This is a genomic window from Roseovarius mucosus DSM 17069 (genome assembly GCF_000768555.3).
In the GTDB taxonomy this organism is placed as follows: domain Bacteria; phylum Pseudomonadota; class Alphaproteobacteria; order Rhodobacterales; family Rhodobacteraceae; genus Roseovarius; species Roseovarius mucosus.
This window is the reverse complement of sequence record NZ_KN293979.1, coordinates 84,932-103,216: the sequence shown is the minus strand read 5'-3', so window position 1 is coordinate 103,216 and position 18,285 is coordinate 84,932. Positions and strand designations below refer to the sequence as shown.

Sequence of the window (18,285 nt, the reverse complement as noted above, 5' to 3'; positions counted from 1 at the left end):
AACACTTAGCACGGATTACCGCGATTCTGCCAGAGAAGGCATATTCGCAGCCGCATATAAAAAACCCGGGCGCGAACGCCCGGGCAAGCTCTCTCAAGATCTGTCAGGAAGGAGAAGGATCAGCCCTTGGAGAATTCAGGATAGGCTTCCATACCCATTTCCGCCATGTCGAGCCCGTTGATCTCGGTCTCTTGATCGACCCGCAGACCCATGGTGCCCTTGATGATCAGCCAGAGCACGAAGCTCACGACAAAGGTGAAGGCACCGTAGGCAAGGATCCCCAGAAGCTGCGTGCCGAGGCTGGCATCGCCGTAGAACACCACAGCAATCGTGCCCCAGATCCCGCAGAAGAGGTGCACCGGAATGGCGCCGACCACGTCGTCGATCTTGAACTTGTCGAGCATGGGCACGGCCAGCACCACGATCACGCCGCCAACAGCACCGATCCAGAGGGCGCCAAAGAGGCTGGGCGCAAGCGGCTCAGCGGTGATCGACACAAGGCCAGCCAAGGCACCGTTGAGAACCATGGTAAGGTCAGGCTTCTTGTAGAGCACTTGCGTCAGGATGAGTGCCGCAATCGAGCCCGCCGCCGCAGCCATATTGGTGTTGGCAAAGATCCGCGACACATCCGAGACATCGCCCACGGTGCCCATGGCCAGCTGCGAGCCGCCATTGAAGCCGAACCAACCCAGCCACAGGATGAACGTGCCCAGAGTGGCAAGCGCGAGGTTCGAGCCCGGCATCGGCGTGACCTTGCCATCCTTGCCGTATTTCCCAAGGCGCGGCCCGAGGATGATCGCACCGGCCAGAGCAGCCCAGCCACCCACCGAGTGAACGATGGTCGAGCCTGCGAAGTCGGAGAAGCCAGCTTCGGACAACCAGCCACCGCCCCACTGCCAGGACCCAGAAATCGGATACATGAAGCCGGTCAGAAGGATGACGAACACAAGGAACGGCCAGAGCTTGATCCGCTCCGCCAGGGCACCCGACACGATCGAAGCTGTCGCCGCAACGAACACCAACTGGAAGAAGAAGTCAGAGCCGACCGAGGCATAATCCAGCGCGGCATCTGCCGCCGCGACACCCACCGGGTCCAGCTCGGTCATCGAGAAGAACGGCCCGACCCAACCGGCCACCAACCAGCCGTCGCCGGGATACATGAGGTTGAAGCCAACCAGCCAATACATGATCGTCGCAAAGGAATAGAGCACGACGTTCTTGGTCATCTGCATCGTGACGTTCTTTGAGCGCACCAGCCCGCCTTCCAGCATGGCAAAGCCCGCCGCCATGAAGAAGACCAGAAAGCCCGCCATGCAGAACAGCAGCGTCGTCATGATGTAGGGGCCGATTTCATCAAAGCTCGGCACGGCCTCCGCCGCCGCCTCTTGAGCCAGCCCCATCTGCGGCAGCGCAATCAGCGTTGCGGCAAGGCCGAGTTTTAACGTGGAGTTCATAGTAATTATCCTTTCCCCTGCGCGCTCAGAGCGCGTCATCGTTGGTTTCGCCGGTGCGCACACGCACGGCTTGCTGGATGTCGAGCACGAAAATCTTGCCGTCACCGATTTTGCCAGTGCGGGCGGTTTTGGTGATTGTCTCGACGACCTGATCGGCCATCGCGGCGGAGACCGCGATTTCCAGCTTGATCTTGGGTACGAAATTCACGGCGTATTCCGCACCGCGATAGATTTCCGTGTGCCCGGATTGTGAGCCGAAGCCCTTGATTTCGGTCACCATCATGCCGCGCACGCCGATGTCGGTCAGCGCCTCGCGGACCTCTTCCAGCTTGAACGGCTTTATCGTTGCAATGATGAGTTTCACGTCTGCCCCTTTCGGTTTGCGGTGTCTCAGCGCGTAGTTTGCACATGCAGAAAAGGCGCAGATGGCAGAGTCTGGAAGGGTCAAGGCGGGAATTCGCCGCTCGAATTCGCCTCATATGCATAAAATTTAGGCATATTGGTTAATTTGCACTATTTTTGTGCACATCGGAAAGCGCGATCGGCACGCGTGGGGTCTCTACTTTTGTGATCCCACACTATAAACTGAGCCGAACACATGAGGCCGAGCAGGGCAACAATGAGCACGACAGGACCAAAAAAACCGCCTCTGGTGGCCCCCAAGCGCACCCCCAAGGCGCGCCCCAAGCCTGCGCCCGCGCGCAAGGCTAAAGGTGCGCGGCGCCGCGCTCGTCCACGCTCCAACAACGTGATGGTGCGGCTTGTCGGCGGGCTGTTGCGGGGGATATTGCGCGTAACCTGGTGGATCACATGGCGGGTAACGGCGATCGTCGCCCTTGTCGTAGGCACTCTGGTGGCCATCACTTATTCAAGCCTGCCCGAATACCAGACTCTCATGGATGGCCGCGCCAAAGGCTCTGTCACCCTTCTCGATCACGAGGGCGAGGTCTTTGCCTGGCGCGGCGATCAATTTGGCGGCGTCGTGACCGCCGACACCGTCAGCCCGCATCTCAAGAACGCGGTGATCGCCACCGAAGACCGGCGCTTTTATCTGCACCCTGGAGTCGATCCCATTGGCATCGCCAGCGCCATCCGCATCAACCTGAACGAGGGCCGTGGCCCCCTGCAGGGCAACGGCGGCTCGACCATCACGCAGCAGACCGCGAAACTCCTGTGCTTTGGCAACGCCTATAAAGAAAGTGAATGGGAGAGCGAGGCCGATTATATCGCTGATTGCCGCCGCTCGTCGCTGTCGCGCAAAGCGCGCGAGGCGATCTATGCCATGGCAATGGAGGCAAAATACACCAAGGATCAGATCCTGTCGGTCTATCTCAACCGCGCCTATCTGGGGGGCGGAGCCTATGGCGCAGAGGCCGCAGCACAGCGCTATTTCGGCAAATCTGCGGCCAATCTCAACCCCGCCGAGGGTGCGATGATCGCGGGTCTGCTGACCGCACCCTCAACCCTCGCGCCCACTGCCAATCTGGAACGCTCGCGCAACCGTGCCTCGGTCGTGGTGGGGCTCATGCGCCGTCAGGGCTATCTCTCCGATCAGGAAGCGGCCCTCGCCCTCGCCAATCCCGCCGAACTCTCCGAGGCCGCAGAACGCCAGGCAGGCGGCTATTTCGCCGATTGGGTGATGGCCTCCGGCCCCGAATTCTTTACCCGCGACACGACCGAGGATGTGATCATCCGCACCACCCTCGATCAGCGCATCCAGCGCGCGGCCGAGGACGCGCTGACCTATATCTTTGACGAAAAGGTGCGTGAAGGCTCCAAGGCGCAAGCCGCCATAGTGGTCATGTCCGCCGATGGCGCGGTGCGGGCCATGGTCGGCGGGCGCAAAACCAAGGTGGTCGGCGCCTTTAACCGCGCCACTCAGGCCAAGCGCCAGACCGGATCTGCCTTCAAGCCCTTTGTCTACGCCACCGCCGTCGAACTGGGCTACAGCTATGATTCGGTCGTGGTGGACGAGCCCTATTGCCTCGACATCCCCGGTTCGGGCCGCTGGTGCCCGGAAAACTACACCCGAAACTACAAAGGCCGCGTCACCCTTACCGACGCATTGGCGCAATCGCTCAACATCCCGGCGGTCAAGATCTCCGAAAGCGTCGGACGTGATCTCGTGCGCAAGGTGGCCAGCGATTTCGGCATCGACAGCGATCTGGCCGCAGGTCCGGCCTTGGCGCTTGGGGCCTCAGAGAGCACGTTGCTAGAAATGACCGGCGCCTATGCGGGTATCCTCAACGGCGGCTCGTCGGTCACGCCCTACGGCCTTGTCGAATTGAAACTGCTGGGCGAGTCAGAACCGCTCATGGGCACCGGCGGCGGCATCGGCGAACGTGTCATTCAGGAAAGCGCGGCGCAGGAACTCATCTACATGATGACCAAGGTGATCGAAGGCGGCACCGGCAGCCGCGCCCGCCTTCCAGGCCGTGAGGCGGCAGGCAAGACCGGCACCACACAGGCCGCCCGCGATGCGTGGTTTCTGGGCTTTACCGCCGATTACGTGGCCGGGGTCTGGATGGGCTATGACGACAACACGCCCCTCAAAGGCGTGACGGGCGGCGGATTGCCCGCAGAAATCTGGCAGGAAACCATGGTGCGCGTGCATGAGGGGATTGATCCCAAACCCCTGCCGATGTTGCGCCCGCAACCCCGACCCGCGCCTACGCCCGCCCCGCAGAACCAGCAACGCCGCGCGCCGATTGCCAGCGGCAACCCAATTGAAAACATCCTGCGCAGCATCTTTGGCGGAAATTGAGAACGGCGCCCGCAGGGGCGCCGATCAAGATACAGTGAATAGTAAAAGAGCCTCAGCCCGCTTGTTTGAGGTCCGCAATCAGCGCGTTCACATCACCATTGCGGCGGTCCAGCATCGCGCCAATCTCGGTGCGCTCGCTCAGCCGCAGGCTGATACCCTCGATGATCATATCGAAGAACAGGTCCTTGCCCGACCGGTCAGACACAAGGAAACTCACCTCGAACGGCGACTGCCCGCGCAAATAAGCGGTGGATTTCACCTCATGCCAGGATTTCACAGGCTTGACCGAATTGACCTCGATACGACCGCCGGCGAATTCGTTGAACCGCTTGCCGTATTTTCGCGCAATATAGCCGCGGAACGCATCGGTAAAGGCGCGCATCTGCGCCGCCGACACCCGGTTGGCATCGGCCCCAAGGGTCGAACGCGCGATGATGTTCACATCGGCATAGGTGTTAAAAATACGCTCGAAATCCTTGATCATCCCCGATAGCGGCTTGCCCGAGGCGATCACGCGGTTGATGTTCACAACCACCTCATCCACCAGCGTTCGGGCGCGCGCATCGTCCAGTGCCCAACCCATCCGGGGCAGCGCGGTCAGCGCGGTTGCAGCCAAGGCTGCGTTGAAAAAATGGCGGCGGTTTATCTTACTCAGCATAGGGGTCCTCCAATGGCGCGGATGGCTCAAGAGTGCCGTAAGGGTCGTCGTAGACACTACCAGCCGTGCCGCCCAGTTTGAAGCGCCGGTTTTGCAGGAAAATGGACCGCGACTGTGCATAACTGTCGGCGCTCTCATAGAGAATGGCGTCAATCGTCTCGCTGAACTTATCGCGCTTGGACAGGCCTGCGGCCACACCCGCCCCAGTGCCGATCAGGCTCTCGGGGGATTCGACAAGATAACTCAAGGGGTTGGTAAAGAGATCGACGGCGATGCCCCAGGTATCCCGCTCGGTCGACGGCCCCAAGACCGGCAGTTCCACATAGGCCCCTTCCCGCGCGCCCCAGACGTGCAAGGTTTCGCCGAAATCGGTGTTTGTGCCCGCAGGCATCCCCATTTCGCTGGCGGGATCGAACAGGCCACCAAGGCCAAAGGTGGTATTCACCACCAGCCGCGCGGTATCATGGATGGCACCCCGCATGTTCAACTGCAGGACGTTATTCACGATGTCGCTGGGCAGTGAGAGATTCGTCGCAAAACGCCCGATAACCGTTTCGATATCATCGGGAATTGCGGCGCTGTAGCCTTTGGCGACCGGCCGCACGAGCGCACGGTCAAAACCTCGGTTAAAGTCATGCACCTCGCGGTTCTGCGATTCGTAGGGATCGAACACGTCGCGCGTGGCCTCAGACGGGCTGGGCTTTGCGCAGGCGCTCAGCGCGACCACTCCTGACAGGCCGATCAGGCGCAGCACAGCTCTGGCGGGCACAGGGAAAGATAAGGTTAGCAATGGGGTATCCGTCATTAAACGAGTCTCAGCCTTACATAAACTATAGCCCGAACAAACCCATCATCCTACGCCCCATGTTCACAATGCTGTGGCAGAATGGTGACATTGCCTGTAAGGGAAGGCAGGATTGCTGTGATGCCTTAAAGACTTGAACACAAAAGACGGAATACGAGTTTGGACAAGATGAAACTGGAAGCGGGCCGCCAGGAATTGCGCGCGGCCCGACGTGAAAGCCGTAGTCTCTACTGGTTTGTCGGCATCTTCAGCTTTTTCGCCAATCTGCTGATGTTGACCGGTCCCATCTATATGTTGCAGGTCTATGATCGTGTCCTCGGCAGCCGTTCACTGGAAACCCTGATCGCCCTCTCGGTACTGGTGCTGTTTCTCTATACGATGATGGGCCTTCTCGATTATGCTCGAGGGCGCATCATGGGCCGTGTGGGCGCGCGCTTTCAGGCGCGGCTCGACCGGCGGGTGTTCGACGCGGTGATTCGAAAATCCGCCGTTCAACCCGATGCCAACACCGCCACCGGCCTGCGCGACCTCGAATCGATCCAGCGCCTGATGACCTCGCCAGTGCTTCTGGCGATTTTCGACATGCCATGGGCACCGTTCTTTCTGGCCGCAATCTGGGTGTTTCACCCTTGGCTTGGCATACTTGCCCTTGCCGGGGGCGCTCTCTTGGTGGTCGTGACCCTTGTCAATCAGATCGTGACCCGCCGCCCCACGGGGCAGGCCACCAGCGCAAGCGTTCAGGCTGAAGCGATTTCCGAACAGTTGCGTAACGAATCCGAGATGATTCAGGCCATGGGTATGCGCGATGCCGCCTTTGACCGCTGGCAGGCCATGCGCGGGCGTGCCCTCTCGACCGCAATCGACGCCGCCGATCTCGGTGGCACCTTCACAACCACCACCAAGACGCTGCGCCTGCTGTTGCAATCGGCGATGCTGGGCCTTGGCGCGTGGCTGGTGCTGCGTGGAGAGTTGACGCCCGGTGCCATGATTGCAGGCTCGATCCTGATGGGGCGCGCACTTGCGCCCATCGAACAGGCCATCGGCCAATGGGCCCTGGTGCAGCGCGCCAGCAAGGGTTGGGGCAGCTTGGCCGAACTTCTCGGCACTGTCCCGCCCGAACAGCCGCGCACGCCCCTGCCCCGCCCCAAGGCGCGGCTTGAGGTGCAACAGCTCACCATGGTCCCCCCGGGCGAGAGCCAAGCCGTGCTGAAAACCCTGAATTTCAAGATCGAACCGGGGCAGGCCGTGGGCGTGATCGGACCCTCTGGCGCGGGCAAATCCACCCTCGCACGCGCCATCACCGGTGTCTGGCGGCCAGCGGGCGGCAAGATCCGCCTTGATGGGGCGACACTCGACCAATACGCACCCTCCGTGCTGGGCGAGTTGATCGGCTACCTGCCGCAGCGTGTGCAGCTTTTTGACGGCACCATAGCCGAAAACATCGCCCGCCTCGCCCCCGAACCCGACCCTGCCAAGATCGTCGCAGCCGCCCGCAAGGCCGACGCGCATGAGATGATCCTCAAACTGCCCAATGGCTATGATACCCGGGTCAGCGCCAATGGCGGACGGCTCTCGGGCGGTCAAATGCAACGCATCGGACTGGCCCGTGCCATGTATGGCGATCCCATGATCCTCGTGCTCGATGAACCCAATTCAAATCTCGACAACGAAGGCAGCGAGGCGGTCAATCTTGCCATTCGCAGCCTAAAGGCCGAAGGCAAGGCGGTGATCGTCGTCGCTCACCGCCCCGCCGCAATCAAGGAATGCGACATGCTTCTGATGCTTGAGGCCGGCGTCATGCGCGCCTTTGGTCCACGCGAACAGGTACTCAAGGATGTGCTCCAGAACCATCAACAAGTCACCGGATCAACCGGACCCGGAGGTGTGCGATGAGCGCCCCAAACAATAGCGCTTGGTCGGCAAGCAAGCCGCTGATTATCGGCCTCATTGGACTTGTTCTGCTGGTGGGCGGTTTTGGCACTTGGGCCAGCTTCACCCAGATTTCCGGGGCGATCATCGCGCCGGGACGCATCGAGGTGGATCAGAACCGGCAAGTGGTGCAACACCCCGACGGGGGTGTCGTCTCTGCCATCGAGGTCAAGGAGGGCGACAAGGTCACCACCGGTCAGGTACTCGTGCGGCTCGATCCTACCGAACTCAAGTCAGAGCTCTCGATCATCGAGAACCAGCTTGCCGAACTCATGGCGCGCCGTGGCCGTCTAGAGGCCGAGCGTGACGGGCGCGATACCCTGAAGTTCGATCCGCTCCTGATCGAACTTTCGGCGCAGAACGCCGATGCTGCCGATCTCATGACAGGTCAGAAAACCCTGTTCGAGGCCCGCGCCCAAACCGTTGCCGCCGAGATTGACCAACTCGACAAGCGGCGCGGGCAGATTTCCAACCAGATCGACGGCATCGAGGCGCAACAAGTGGCCCTCGCCCGCCAGCTTGAACTGATCGAGATGGAACTGACCGACCAGCAATCGCTGCTGGATCGCGGTCTGGCACAGGCAACCCGCGTGCTCGGGCTGCAACGCGAACAGGCACGGCTAAGCGGCACCATGGGCGATCTTGCCGCCCAAAAGGCCGAAGCCGAGGGCCGCATCACCGAAATCGAAATCTCGATCCTCAAGCTTGGGACCGACCGGCGCGAAGAGGCAATCACCACCTTGCGCGACCTGCAATTCCGCGAACTGGAGCTGCGCGAACAACGCCGCGCCCTGATCGAGCAGATGGGACGACTTGACATTCCAGCCCCACTTTCCGGTGTGGTCTATAACCTTCAGGTTTTTGCCCTACGCTCGGTCATTCGTCCTGCCGATCCGGTCCTCTTCATCGTGCCACAGGACCGCCCGCTGGTGATCAACGCGCGTGTCGACAGCATCCATATCGACAAACTATTTGTTGGACAGGAAGTCACCCTGCGCTTTTCCGCGCTCGATCAACGCACCACGCCGGAACTCTTTGGTCGTGTGACCCAAATTTCAGCCGATGCGTTCGAGGATGAGGCCACGCGCGCCAGCTATTACCGCGCCGAGATCGTGCTGAGTGAAGGCGAACAGGCCCGCTTGCCCGAGGGCAGCACGCTCATCCCCGGCATGCCAGTCGAGGCGTTCATCCGCACCGCCGACCGCACGCCGCTGGCTTATCTGGTCAAACCCTTCACCGATTATCTGGCCAAGGCGTTCCGCGAATGACCTATGGGCTTAGCCCACATCCGTCCGCCCGCGCCGGTCCGCCCGCAACTGCGCATAAAGAACATGCGTCCGCCAGCGTCCGTTGATCTGCAAGTAACTCTGCGCGACGCCTTCGTATTTGAAGCCACATTTTTCCAACAGCGCCCGTGACGCCTGATTTTCTGGAAGGCACGCCGCTTCGATCCGGCTCAGATCCAGCCTATCAAAGGCGTGGTGCACCACCCCCGCAATCGCCTCGCGCATATAGCCTTGGCGCGCATAGGGCTGGCCGATCCAATAGCCCAGCGTGCCCGCCTGCGCAGGCCCGCGCCGGATATTGTCCAGCGTGATCGCGCCCAATAGCGCCTGATCCTCGCGCCTCACCAAAAAGAGTGGCATCGCGCTGCCACTGGCGATTGAACGCTGCGCCCACCAGACCCGGTTGGAGAACCCCTTGCGCGCCAAATGGTCCACCGCCCAGAGCGGTTCCCAAGGCGTCAGGAAATCCGCGCTATCTGCCCGCAAACTGCTCCAGTTGCGAAAATCACCAATCACCGGCTGCCGCAGGGTAAGACGCTCTGTCTCGATCCTGAGCTTGCGGCGCGGCAAGAGCATCATCAGGCGGCACGCCTCGCATCAAGCGCGGCCAACGTCGGGGCCTGCTCAACCGGACCATAGAGCGCCAGCGCTGAAGGCGCGCGCGCGACCGTCGTTTCGGCCAACCGCCGCACATCCGCCAGCGTCACCGCGTCGATTCGTTCCACAACCTCAGGCAGGTCCGGCACCCGCCCCCAGATTTGCAACATCCGCGCCAGACGCTCCGCCCGGTTGCTCGGGCTTTCAAGACCCATCAACAGCCCAGCCTTCATCTGCGCCCGTGCCCGCTCGACTTCGGCGGCAGTCATATCCTCGGCAGCGCGCTTCATCTCTTCGATGGTAATCCCCGCAAGATCGCCCAATTGCTCGCCCGAAGTGCCTGCATAAATCGTCATCATGCCGGTGTCGGAATAGGCCCCGGCCTGCGCATAGATCGAATAGCACAGGCCCCGCCGCTCGCGGATTTCCTGAAACAGCCGCGACGACATCGACCCGCCCAGCGCCGAGGCATAGATTTGCGCGGTGTAAATATCGGGATGCGCATAATCCGGGCTCTCGAAGGCCAGCGCGAAATGCGCCTGCTCCAGATCCTTGACATGCCGCGTCTCGCCCCCGGCAAATCGCGCAACCGGCGGCTCGATCGCATGGCTGGGGATCATGTCGCCGAACATGTCTTCGGCCATACGCACCAGCGCATCATGATCCACCGCTCCGGCCGCAGACAGAACCATCTGACCGGGCCGATAATACTGATCCACAAACCGCTCCAGATCGGGCTTGGCAAAGCCGCGCACCCGCTCTTCCGCCCCCAGGATGGTGCGGCCAAGCGGGTGGTCGGGATAGGCCTTTTCCTGCAACCAGTCGAAAATGATGTCATCGGGCGTATCCGCCGCCTGCCCGATCTCTTGCAGGATCACGCCACGCTCTACTTCGATCTCGCGCGGATCAAACACCGGGTTGCGCAAAATATCCGCCACCACGTCTAGCGCCAGCGGCACATCTTCCTTGAGGACGCGCACATAATAGGCCGTCACCTCGCGGCTCGTGTAGGCGTTGATATAGCCGCCTACATCCTCAATCGCCTCTGCAATCTGCAAGGCCGAGCGCCGCTTGGTCCCCTTAAAGGCCATATGCTCCAGAAAATGCGCGATGCCATTCTGGCTGGCCTCTTCATGGCGCGCCCCGGCCAGAACCCAGACGCCAATCGCTGCCGATTGCAGGCCGGGCATATGTTCCGAAACGATGCGAAATCCGTTCGGCAGGGTGGTCAGTTGGACACTCAATGGGCAATCCGTTCCTTGATCAGTGTTTCAATGGCGCTCAGATCGTTCTCGACACGCGTCACACGTTCATCCCGCTCATACAGGTCCGCCATACGCGCGGGCAAGGGGGGGTGAATGCCGCTCGCCTCCTCGACCGCCGCCGGAAACTTGGCCGGATGCGCCGTGGCCAGCGTGATCATCGGCACATGCGCATCGCGCTGCGCCTCGGCCACATGCACCCCCACGGCACTATGCGGGCAGAGCAACTCGCCACTCGCGCCCCATGTCTCCCGGATCGCAGCGCGGGTCTGATCCTCGTCACAGCGCCCGCTGTCAAAGGTCTCACGCAGCGCCTCCAGCGCCCCTTGGCTCACGGTGAATCCGCCCGCCTTCAGCTCGTCCATCACCTGCCCCACGGCATTGCCATCCTGCCCGTAGGCGTAAAAGAGCGCCCGCTCGAAATTCGAGGACACCTGAATATCCATCGACGGGCTGATCGACGGGGCCACACCATCTGGGCGGTAGTCGCCCGTGCTCAGGCAGCGGTGCAGAATGTCATTCTGGTTGGTCGCCACCACCAGCCGGTCAATCGGCAGCCCCATCCGCTTGGCGATATAGCCCGCAAAGACATCGCCGAAATTGCCCGTAGGCACCGTGAAACTGACTTTGCGGTCGGGCGCGCCAAGACTGACAGCAGAGGTGAAGTAATAGACCACCTGCGCCAGAACCCGCGCCCAGTTGATGCTATTGACCCCCGCCAACCGCACGCCGTCACGGAACTCAAAATCGTTGAACATATCCTTGACGCGCGCTTGGGCATCGTCGAAATGCCCGTCGATGGCCAGCGCATGCACATTGCTCTCACCCGGCGTCGTCATCTGCCGCCGCTGCACCTCGCTGACGCGCCCATGCGGATAGAGGATGAACACATCCACCGCATCCAGACCCCGAAACGCCTCGATCGCCGCCGACCCGGTATCGCCGGAGGTCGCGCCGACGATGCTCACCCGGCTCCCCGACCGCTTCAGCGAGAATTCGAACATCTGCCCGATTAGCTGCATGGCGAAATCCTTGAACGCCAGCGTCGGCCCGTGGAACAGCTCCAGCAGGAAATGCCCACTATCCAGCTGCTTCAACGGGGCCCGTGCCGCGTGACCGAACCCCTCGTAGGCCCGCGCGATGATCCCGCGAAACTCGTCGTCGGTAAAGGCATCGCCGATATAGGGCCGCATCACCCGGAACGCGGCCTCCTCATAGCTCACGCCCTCCAGCGCGCGGATATCATCCGCCGCCATCACCGGAATGCTCTCCGGCAGATAAAGCCCGCCATCACGCGCGAGCCCCGTCAGCATCGCCTCTTCGAAACTCAGCGTGGGCGCGCGGCCCCGTGTCGAGATGTATTTCACGTCCTGCCTCTTTCTGCCTGCCGCATGCGCCAGATGAAAAACCCTGTCATCGCGGCCCATATCACGGCCAGCGAAAACCATGTGATTGCGTAACTCAGGTGATCGTTCGGAATTCCGCTCGTGTCGACCGGCAAGGGCGACACGCCCACCTCCGGCTCCGACAATTTCCGCGTCACCACCAGCACCGGCTCGGTGCCCAGAACCTCGGCCATCTGCGCGATGTCGCGCGCGAACCAGATATTGCCCGCCACGTCGTTCTCGGGCGTCGAACTCAGCCGTTCGTCCGGCCAGTGCAGATTGCCTTGCACCGTGACCGCCTCCTCGGGCGGGGCCGGAATATCGGCACTTACCTTGACAAACCCCCGATCCAACAGCACCCGCCGCCCGTCGGTTTCCAGCGGGGAAATCACGCGGTATCCAGCCCCCACCTGCTTTTGACTGACGAGTACCCGCAGCGCGGTGTCGCCAATACGCCCCGTCACAGCCACCGGCAGATAGCGATCCCTCTCCGGCTCTACCATCTCGGGCAACGCCACCGGGTCCGCGCTGATATGCGCGGCAATATCGGCCAGGACACCCTCTTTCCACGCCAGCCGCTCGACCTGCCACTGGCCCAAGCGGACCAGCACCGCCACACCGGCAATGCCAAAGATCAGGGGGATCAGAACGCTTTTCCGCATGTCACACTCTCAAAAGGAAAATGCGGGGAAAGAAAACCCCCCGCATCTTCTTCTTGGTTCAAATACTCAGGCGCAAAGCGCCGATCTCCTTCAGAAGATCGTCACGCACCCCAGATGTAGACCGCGGCAAAGAGGAACAGCCACACCACATCGACAAAGTGCCAATACCAAGCCGCGGCTTCAAATCCTACGTGCTGCTGAGGCGTGAAATGCCCTTTTTGCACGCGAATGAGGCAAACGAAGAGGAAAATCGTGCCGATCACCACATGCGCGCCGTGGAACCCGGTCGCCATGAAGAAGTTGGCACCGTAGATATTGCCGGAGAAGCCAAACGCCGCATGGCTGTATTCATAGGCCTGGAACACGGTAAAGATCGCGCCCAAGGCAATCGCGATAATCAGCCCTCGCTTCATGTCCTGACGGTTGTTCTCATGCACCAGCGCATGATGCGCCCAAGTGGCGGCACAGCCCGAGCACAAAAGGATCAGCGTGTTGATCAGCGGTAGGTGCCAGGGATCAAAGGTCTCGATCCCGGCAGGCGGCCAGACGCCATCGACCATCGGATAGTTTTCGCCCATCGGGTACATGGCGTGCTTGAAAAAGCTCCAGAACCACGCGGCAAAGAACATCACTTCCGACATGATGAACATGATGAAGCCATAGCGCAGACCAATCCGCACGACCGGGGTGTGATCGCCGGTCTGGCCCTCGTTCACCACATCGGCCCACCAGCCGAACATGACATAGAGCACGCCGACGACGCCCGCGAGCAGCATCCACGGCCCATGATCGTGAAAGAACAGAACCGCCCCGAAGAGCATGACGAACCCCGCCAAAGAGCCAAGCAACGGCCAGATGGAGGGGGGCAGAATGTGGTAATCGTGGTTTTTCTCGTGTGCCATCTTTGTATTATCCCTCGTCGAAGGCTCAGTTCAGGTTTTTATCTTGTGATGTGCCCTGTTCAAGCGCAGCTTGCTCTTCGGGCAGGTCAATTTCGTGGAACGTATAGGACAGCGTGATCGTATGCACGTATTTCGCGTCACGGTCGGTCACGATCTCCGGGTCAACATAAAAGGTCACGGGCATCTGCACTCGCTCGCCCGGCTGTAGCACCTGTTGTTCGAAACAGAAACAGTCGATCTTGGTGAAAAAGCCACCCGCTTCGTAAGGTGTCACATTATAGCTGGCCGATCCCGCCACAACACGGTCGGTGGGATTATAGGCCTCATAAAACGCCAGCCCCGTATCGCCGATGCGTAGCTCCATCTGGCGCTCCATCGGCTTGAACTCCCACGGCATTCCGCGCTCCTTGCTGGCGTCGAACCGCACCTTGACGGTTTGCTCCAGCACATCCTCGCTTGCTACCTCGGAAACGCCCGTCGCCCCGCCAAAGCCGGTGACACGGCAGAACCAGTCATAAAACGGCACCGAGGCCCAGGCGAGCCCGCCCATCAGCACCACCACGCCAACAGTCTGGGTCACTGTCTTGAGTTTCGGGTCCATCGCCATCACTTCCCCTCCTGCTCGATCTTGGGCACCGCAAATCCGTCGTCGGACACCTTGGCAATCGTCATTCCAAAGACCAGTGCCACGAACCCCGCCAGCACAAGGCCAAGACCCAGATTGCGGCCAAACCGGCGCTTGTGCAGCTCATGCTCCTCGCGAAAGCTCATGCCCATCCCCCAAGGCCAAGACCGCCCAGCGCGGCCTCCGCCAGAATGGCCGTGAAATGTGCAAAGAGATACCAGAGCGACAGCTTGAACGCCCGTTTTTCGACCCGGTAGTTATCGGCCTCGGCCTGATCCTCGTCGCGGCGCCAGATTGCAATCGCGTCGCGCAGGAACAGGGCATTGAACACCAAAGCAACCACAAGATAAACCGGCCCGCCAATACCTGTGAACGCAGCGCCAATCGCCAGCGCCGCCAAGAGCACGGTGTAGACCAGAATGTGCACCCGCGTGGCGCGCCGTCCATGCGTCACGGTCAGCATCGGCACGCCTGCCGTGTCGTAATCGCCGCGCATGAAGAGTGCGAGAGCCCAGAAATGCGGCGGTGTCCACATGAAGATCAGGGCGAACATCAAAACCGACTCGAGGCTCACCGTGCCCGTCGCCGCCGCCCAGCCAATCATCGGAGGGAACGCACCCGCCGCCCCGCCAATGACGATATTCTGCGGCGTCCAGCGTTTCAGGCCGATCGTGTAGATCACGACGTAGAAGAAGATCGTAAACGCAAGGATACCCGCCGCCAGCGCGTTGGTGGCCAGCCAAAGCATGACAACCGACATCACCGCCAGCGTGATGCCAAAGGCAAAGGCCTCGTCCCGCGTGACCTTGCCCGCCGGAATCGGCCGCTTCTGCGTCCGTTTCATCAGCGCGTCGATGTCGGATTCCCACCACATGTTGAGCGCGCCTGCGGCACCGCCACCAACAGCAATGAACAGGATCGCGGCAAAGCCGATGACCGGATGCACGCCCACGGGCGCTGCCAAGAGACCAACCAGCGCCGTGAACACGACAAGCGTCATTACCCGCGGCTTGAGCAGGGCAAAGAAATCGCCAAAGCCTGCCTCACCCTCTTGGGCGCGGCTCACGGGGCTGGCTGTGTTCAGGCTCGCATCGCTCATCTTTTTCTCCTGCCGGAACGCGCAAGGTGCGCGGCCCTCAGCGGTAGGCGTGGGGCTCAACCTTGCGGCGCGCGCCCCGGTCTTGTCAGTCGGCTTGCGCCACGGTCACGGAACGCGGCGTGCCCGCGTATTCCTCGATCGCACCATCCAGCCATGTCTCGTACTCGGCCTCGCTGACGACCTTGACGGTGATAGGCATATAGGCGTGCGCCTGACCGCAAAGCTCGGAACACTGTCCGAAATAGATACCTTCCTTCTCGGCCTTGAACCACAGCTGCGCCAGACGCCCGGGCACCGCATCCTGCTTCACGCCAAAGGCGGGAATCGTCCAGCTATGGATCACATCCGCCCCGGTTACAGTCATGACCACAGTCTTGCCCACGGGAACCACGACCGAAGTGTCGGTGGCCAGCAGGAACTCATCCTTGCTGTAACCGGCCTCAATCAACTGCGCCTCGACCTCGGGCGTCATGCGGTTGTCGCCACCCGTTGCCGGCGCCCCGATCATGTAGCTGTCAAAGGCGAAATCGTGGTCGGTATATTCATACCCCCAATACCACTGATAGCCCGTCACTTTGATGTTGATTTCGCCATCGGGAATTTCTTGCTGCTTGAACAGCACCGGCAAAGAGAAAGCGCCGATAAAGACGAGAATCACAATCGGGATGATTGTCCAGGCAATTTCCAGCGGTGAATTATGTGTAAAACTCGCCGGTTTTGCGTTGGATTTGCGGTTATAGCGGATCATCACCACCACCAACAGCGCCGTCACAAAAAGCACGATCGCGATAATGATCACGTTGATCATCCCGTCCAGCCATTGCAGGTCGCGCGCAAGCTCGGTCGCCGCCGGCTGAAAGCCCATCTTGCCCTCTACGGGCTTACCCACGATCTCAAGCCCGTCTTGAGCCATGGCAGGAAGGGCGAGAAAGGCGGTCAGAGCCGCCATAAGGCTGGAAGTTAGTCGCATTTTACACCCTGATCGGTTAAAGCGGTTCATGTCTTTTTGCGAAGGTCATCCCGCCGCAGGGCGGAATCCCATTGTCTCGGTGCTGTCTAAAACCATATTCTGCCTGAAACGACAAGAAAGACCATTGCGGCAAACGGACGCTTTTTTGATTTAAATCAAATTATCGCCCCCACGGACCGCACGGCAGAGAAAGAATCCCCATGACCGACACCGCCTTTCGCCCATTCGAGACCCTGCTTGACCGCGATACCGCCCTCACACGCCTGCGCGCGGCGACCCATGGGGCCGACGATGGCGAGCTGTTTCTCGAACGCCGCCGCGCCGAGGGGCTCATGTTCGACGATGGCCGGGTCAAGACCGCGTCCTATGACGCCTCCGAGGGGTTTGGCCTGCGCGCCGTGCGCGGCGAGGTGACGGGCTATGCGCATTCCTCTGACGTGACAGAGGCCGCGCTGAAACGCGCGGTGGAAACGGCGCGTCTTGCGGTGGGGGCAGGCGGCGGCACATTGGCAGCGGGGCCAACCCCGACCAATCGTCGCCTCTATACCGATGCCGATCCCATCGCCGGGGCCTCCTTTCCGGTCAAGCTCGACACGCTGCGCGAGATGGACGCTTTCGCGCGCGGCCTTGATGCCCGCGTCGTACAGGTCACGGCCTCGATCGCGGCCTCGTGCCAAGAGGTCGTGATCCTGCGCCCCGATGGCCAGGAGTTGCAGGACGTCCGCCCGATGACCCGCGTCAATGTCTCGATCATCGTCGAGCAGGAGGGCCGCCGCGAGAGCGGCAGCGCCGGGGGCGGCGGGCGTGTTGGGCTGGATGGCCTGCTTGATCCCGCCGACTGGCAGGCCAAGACCCGCGAGGCGCTGCGCATAGCGCTCGTCAACCTCGATGCCGAACCGGCCCCCGCGGGCACCATGGATGTGGTGCTTGGCCCCGGCTGGCCCGGCATCCTCTTGCACGAGGCCATCGGTCATGGGCTTGAGGGCGATTTCAACCGCAAGGGCTCGTCCGCCTTTGCGGGCCTCATGGGCCAACGGATCGCGTCCCCCGGTGTTACCGTGCTCGACGACGGCACCATCCCCGACCGGCGCGGCAGCATCACCATCGACGACGAAGGCACGCCCTCGGCCCGCAATGTCCTGATCGAGGATGGCATCCTCGTGGGCTATATGCAGGACCGCCAGAACGCCCGCCTGATGGGCGTGGCCCCCACCGGCAACGGGCGCCGCGAGAGCTATGCCCACGCCCCCATGCCGCGCATGACCAACACCTACATGATGGGTGGCTCCGCCAGCCCCGGCGATCTGGTGGCCGAGTTGAAGGACGGCATATACGCCGTGGGCTTCGGCGGCGGTCAGGTCGACATCACCAACGGCAAATTCGTCTTTTCCTGCACCGAGGCCTACCGCGTGAAGAACGGCCAGATCGGCGCGCCCGTCAAAGGCGCCACCCTGATCGGCGACGGCGCCACCGCCCTCCAACAGATCCGGGGCTTGGGCAACGACATGGCCCTCGATCCCGGCATGGGCAATTGCGGCAAACAGGGACAATGGGTGCCGGTGGGTGTCGGCCAACCCACGGTGCTGATCGGCGGGCTGACGGTGGGCGGCTCGGCGGCGTAGCGCGGCGCGAGTGACGGGTCCGCAGTTCACGCGAACACCCGCGATGCGCAGATCGTAACCTTCGCAAAGTCTGGGCAGTTTCCCGACAGCGGACCTTCAAGCCACGTGCGGCGAATGACTGGAACGAGCCCGTCTTGCAAGAATGCTGCATTGCCGCCAATGTCCGCTATACCGAAAAATTGAATTGGCGCGCCGGTTACCAGCGCGGCGGAGGACCAGAATATTTTCTCTAACGCTCAAAGATATATGGCGCTGATCGGAGCGG

At 61.5% G+C, this 18,285-nt stretch carries 17 protein-coding genes; 4 read left to right on the top strand and 13 right to left on the bottom strand.

The window, feature by feature from the left end:
• Nucleotides 1-119: 119 nt before the first annotated feature.
• Nucleotides 120-1,454 (bottom strand): ammonium transporter, encoded by a 1,335-nt coding sequence (locus ROSMUC_RS09485; protein WP_037272304.1) that lies wholly within the window; start codon nt 1,452-1,454, stop codon nt 120-122.
• A gap of 25 nt (nt 1,455-1,479) precedes the next feature.
• Nucleotides 1,480-1,818: a P-II family nitrogen regulator gene (locus ROSMUC_RS09480; protein ID WP_008279099.1), complete on the bottom strand. Its 339-nt coding sequence runs from the start codon at nt 1,816-1,818 to the stop codon at nt 1,480-1,482.
• Nucleotides 1,819-2,073: 255 nt separating this feature from the next.
• Between ROSMUC_RS09480 and ROSMUC_RS09475 the strand changes: the two genes are divergently transcribed.
• Nucleotides 2,074-4,218 (top strand): transglycosylase domain-containing protein, encoded by a 2,145-nt coding sequence (locus tag ROSMUC_RS09475; protein WP_102105917.1) that lies wholly within the window; start codon nt 2,074-2,076, stop codon nt 4,216-4,218.
• A 52-nt stretch (nt 4,219-4,270) separates the two neighbouring features.
• On the opposite strand, the gene ROSMUC_RS09470 is transcribed toward ROSMUC_RS09475, so the two are convergent.
• On the bottom strand, nt 4,271-4,876 hold the full coding sequence (locus tag ROSMUC_RS09470) for an MlaC/ttg2D family ABC transporter substrate-binding protein (RefSeq protein ID WP_037272300.1): 606 nt from the start codon (nt 4,874-4,876) through the stop codon (nt 4,271-4,273).
• Nucleotides 4,866-5,681: an MlaA family lipoprotein gene (locus tag ROSMUC_RS09465; RefSeq protein WP_075571723.1), complete on the bottom strand. Its 816-nt coding sequence runs from the start codon at nt 5,679-5,681 to the stop codon at nt 4,866-4,868. Before ROSMUC_RS09465 ends, ROSMUC_RS09470 begins: the two co-directional genes overlap by 11 nt.
• A 168-nt stretch (nt 5,682-5,849) precedes the next feature.
• On the opposite strand from ROSMUC_RS09465, the gene ROSMUC_RS09460 reads away from it, so the two are divergent.
• Both ROSMUC_RS09460 and ROSMUC_RS09455 read left to right on the top strand, forming a co-directional pair.
• The gene (locus ROSMUC_RS09460; RefSeq protein WP_037272295.1) at nt 5,850-7,574 is read left to right on the top strand and encodes a type I secretion system permease/ATPase; all 1,725 of its coding nucleotides are present in this window, start codon (nt 5,850-5,852) and stop codon (nt 7,572-7,574) included.
• Nucleotides 7,571-8,878, top strand: coding sequence for an HlyD family type I secretion periplasmic adaptor subunit (locus tag ROSMUC_RS09455; RefSeq protein WP_037272290.1), 1,308 nt, complete (start codon nt 7,571-7,573; stop codon nt 8,876-8,878). The genes ROSMUC_RS09460 and ROSMUC_RS09455 overlap by 4 nt, the downstream gene beginning before the upstream one ends.
• Before the next feature lie 9 nt (nt 8,879-8,887).
• On the opposite strand, the gene ROSMUC_RS09450 is transcribed toward ROSMUC_RS09455, so the two are convergent.
• The 9 genes from ROSMUC_RS09450 to coxB form a co-directional block, all read right to left on the bottom strand.
• On the bottom strand, nt 8,888-9,472 hold the full coding sequence (locus ROSMUC_RS09450; protein WP_037272956.1) for a GNAT family N-acetyltransferase: 585 nt from the start codon (nt 9,470-9,472) through the stop codon (nt 8,888-8,890).
• A 2-nt stretch (nt 9,473-9,474) separates the two neighbouring features.
• Nucleotides 9,475-10,737 carry a M16 family metallopeptidase gene (locus ROSMUC_RS09445; RefSeq protein WP_037272283.1) on the bottom strand — a complete coding sequence of 421 codons (1,263 nt, stop codon included), beginning with the start codon at nt 10,735-10,737 and terminating at the stop codon, nt 9,475-9,477.
• The gene (gene thrC, locus ROSMUC_RS09440; protein WP_037272281.1) at nt 10,734-12,122 is read right to left on the bottom strand and encodes a threonine synthase; all 1,389 of its coding nucleotides are present in this window, start codon (nt 12,120-12,122) and stop codon (nt 10,734-10,736) included. The genes ROSMUC_RS09445 and thrC overlap by 4 nt, the downstream gene beginning before the upstream one ends.
• The gene (locus ROSMUC_RS09435) at nt 12,119-12,802 is read right to left on the bottom strand and encodes an SURF1 family protein (RefSeq protein ID WP_037272273.1); all 684 of its coding nucleotides are present in this window, start codon (nt 12,800-12,802) and stop codon (nt 12,119-12,121) included. The genes thrC and ROSMUC_RS09435 overlap by 4 nt, the downstream gene beginning before the upstream one ends.
• Nucleotides 12,803-12,903: 101 nt before the next feature.
• Entirely contained in the window at nt 12,904-13,704 is an 801-nt protein-coding gene (locus ROSMUC_RS09430) for a cytochrome c oxidase subunit 3 (protein WP_037272271.1), read from the bottom strand.
• Nucleotides 13,705-13,729: 25 nt separating this feature from the next.
• On the bottom strand, nt 13,730-14,311 hold the full coding sequence (locus ROSMUC_RS09425; RefSeq protein ID WP_037272268.1) for a cytochrome c oxidase assembly protein: 582 nt from the start codon (nt 14,309-14,311) through the stop codon (nt 13,730-13,732).
• Nucleotides 14,311-14,475: a hypothetical protein gene (locus ROSMUC_RS21010; protein WP_037272953.1), complete on the bottom strand. Its 165-nt coding sequence runs from the start codon at nt 14,473-14,475 to the stop codon at nt 14,311-14,313. The genes ROSMUC_RS09425 and ROSMUC_RS21010 overlap by 1 nt, the downstream gene beginning before the upstream one ends.
• The gene (gene cyoE / locus ROSMUC_RS09420; protein ID WP_037272257.1) at nt 14,472-15,428 is read right to left on the bottom strand and encodes a heme o synthase; all 957 of its coding nucleotides are present in this window, start codon (nt 15,426-15,428) and stop codon (nt 14,472-14,474) included. The genes ROSMUC_RS21010 and cyoE overlap by 4 nt, the downstream gene beginning before the upstream one ends.
• An 85-nt stretch (nt 15,429-15,513) precedes the next feature.
• Nucleotides 15,514-16,398, bottom strand: coding sequence for a cytochrome c oxidase subunit II (gene coxB, locus ROSMUC_RS09415; RefSeq protein WP_037272252.1), 885 nt, complete (start codon nt 16,396-16,398; stop codon nt 15,514-15,516).
• Nucleotides 16,399-16,598: 200 nt separating this feature from the next.
• Between coxB and tldD the strand changes: the two genes are divergently transcribed.
• Nucleotides 16,599-18,020, top strand: coding sequence for a metalloprotease TldD (gene tldD, locus ROSMUC_RS09410; RefSeq protein ID WP_037272249.1), 1,422 nt, complete (start codon nt 16,599-16,601; stop codon nt 18,018-18,020).
• Nucleotides 18,021-18,285 lie beyond the last annotated feature (265 nt).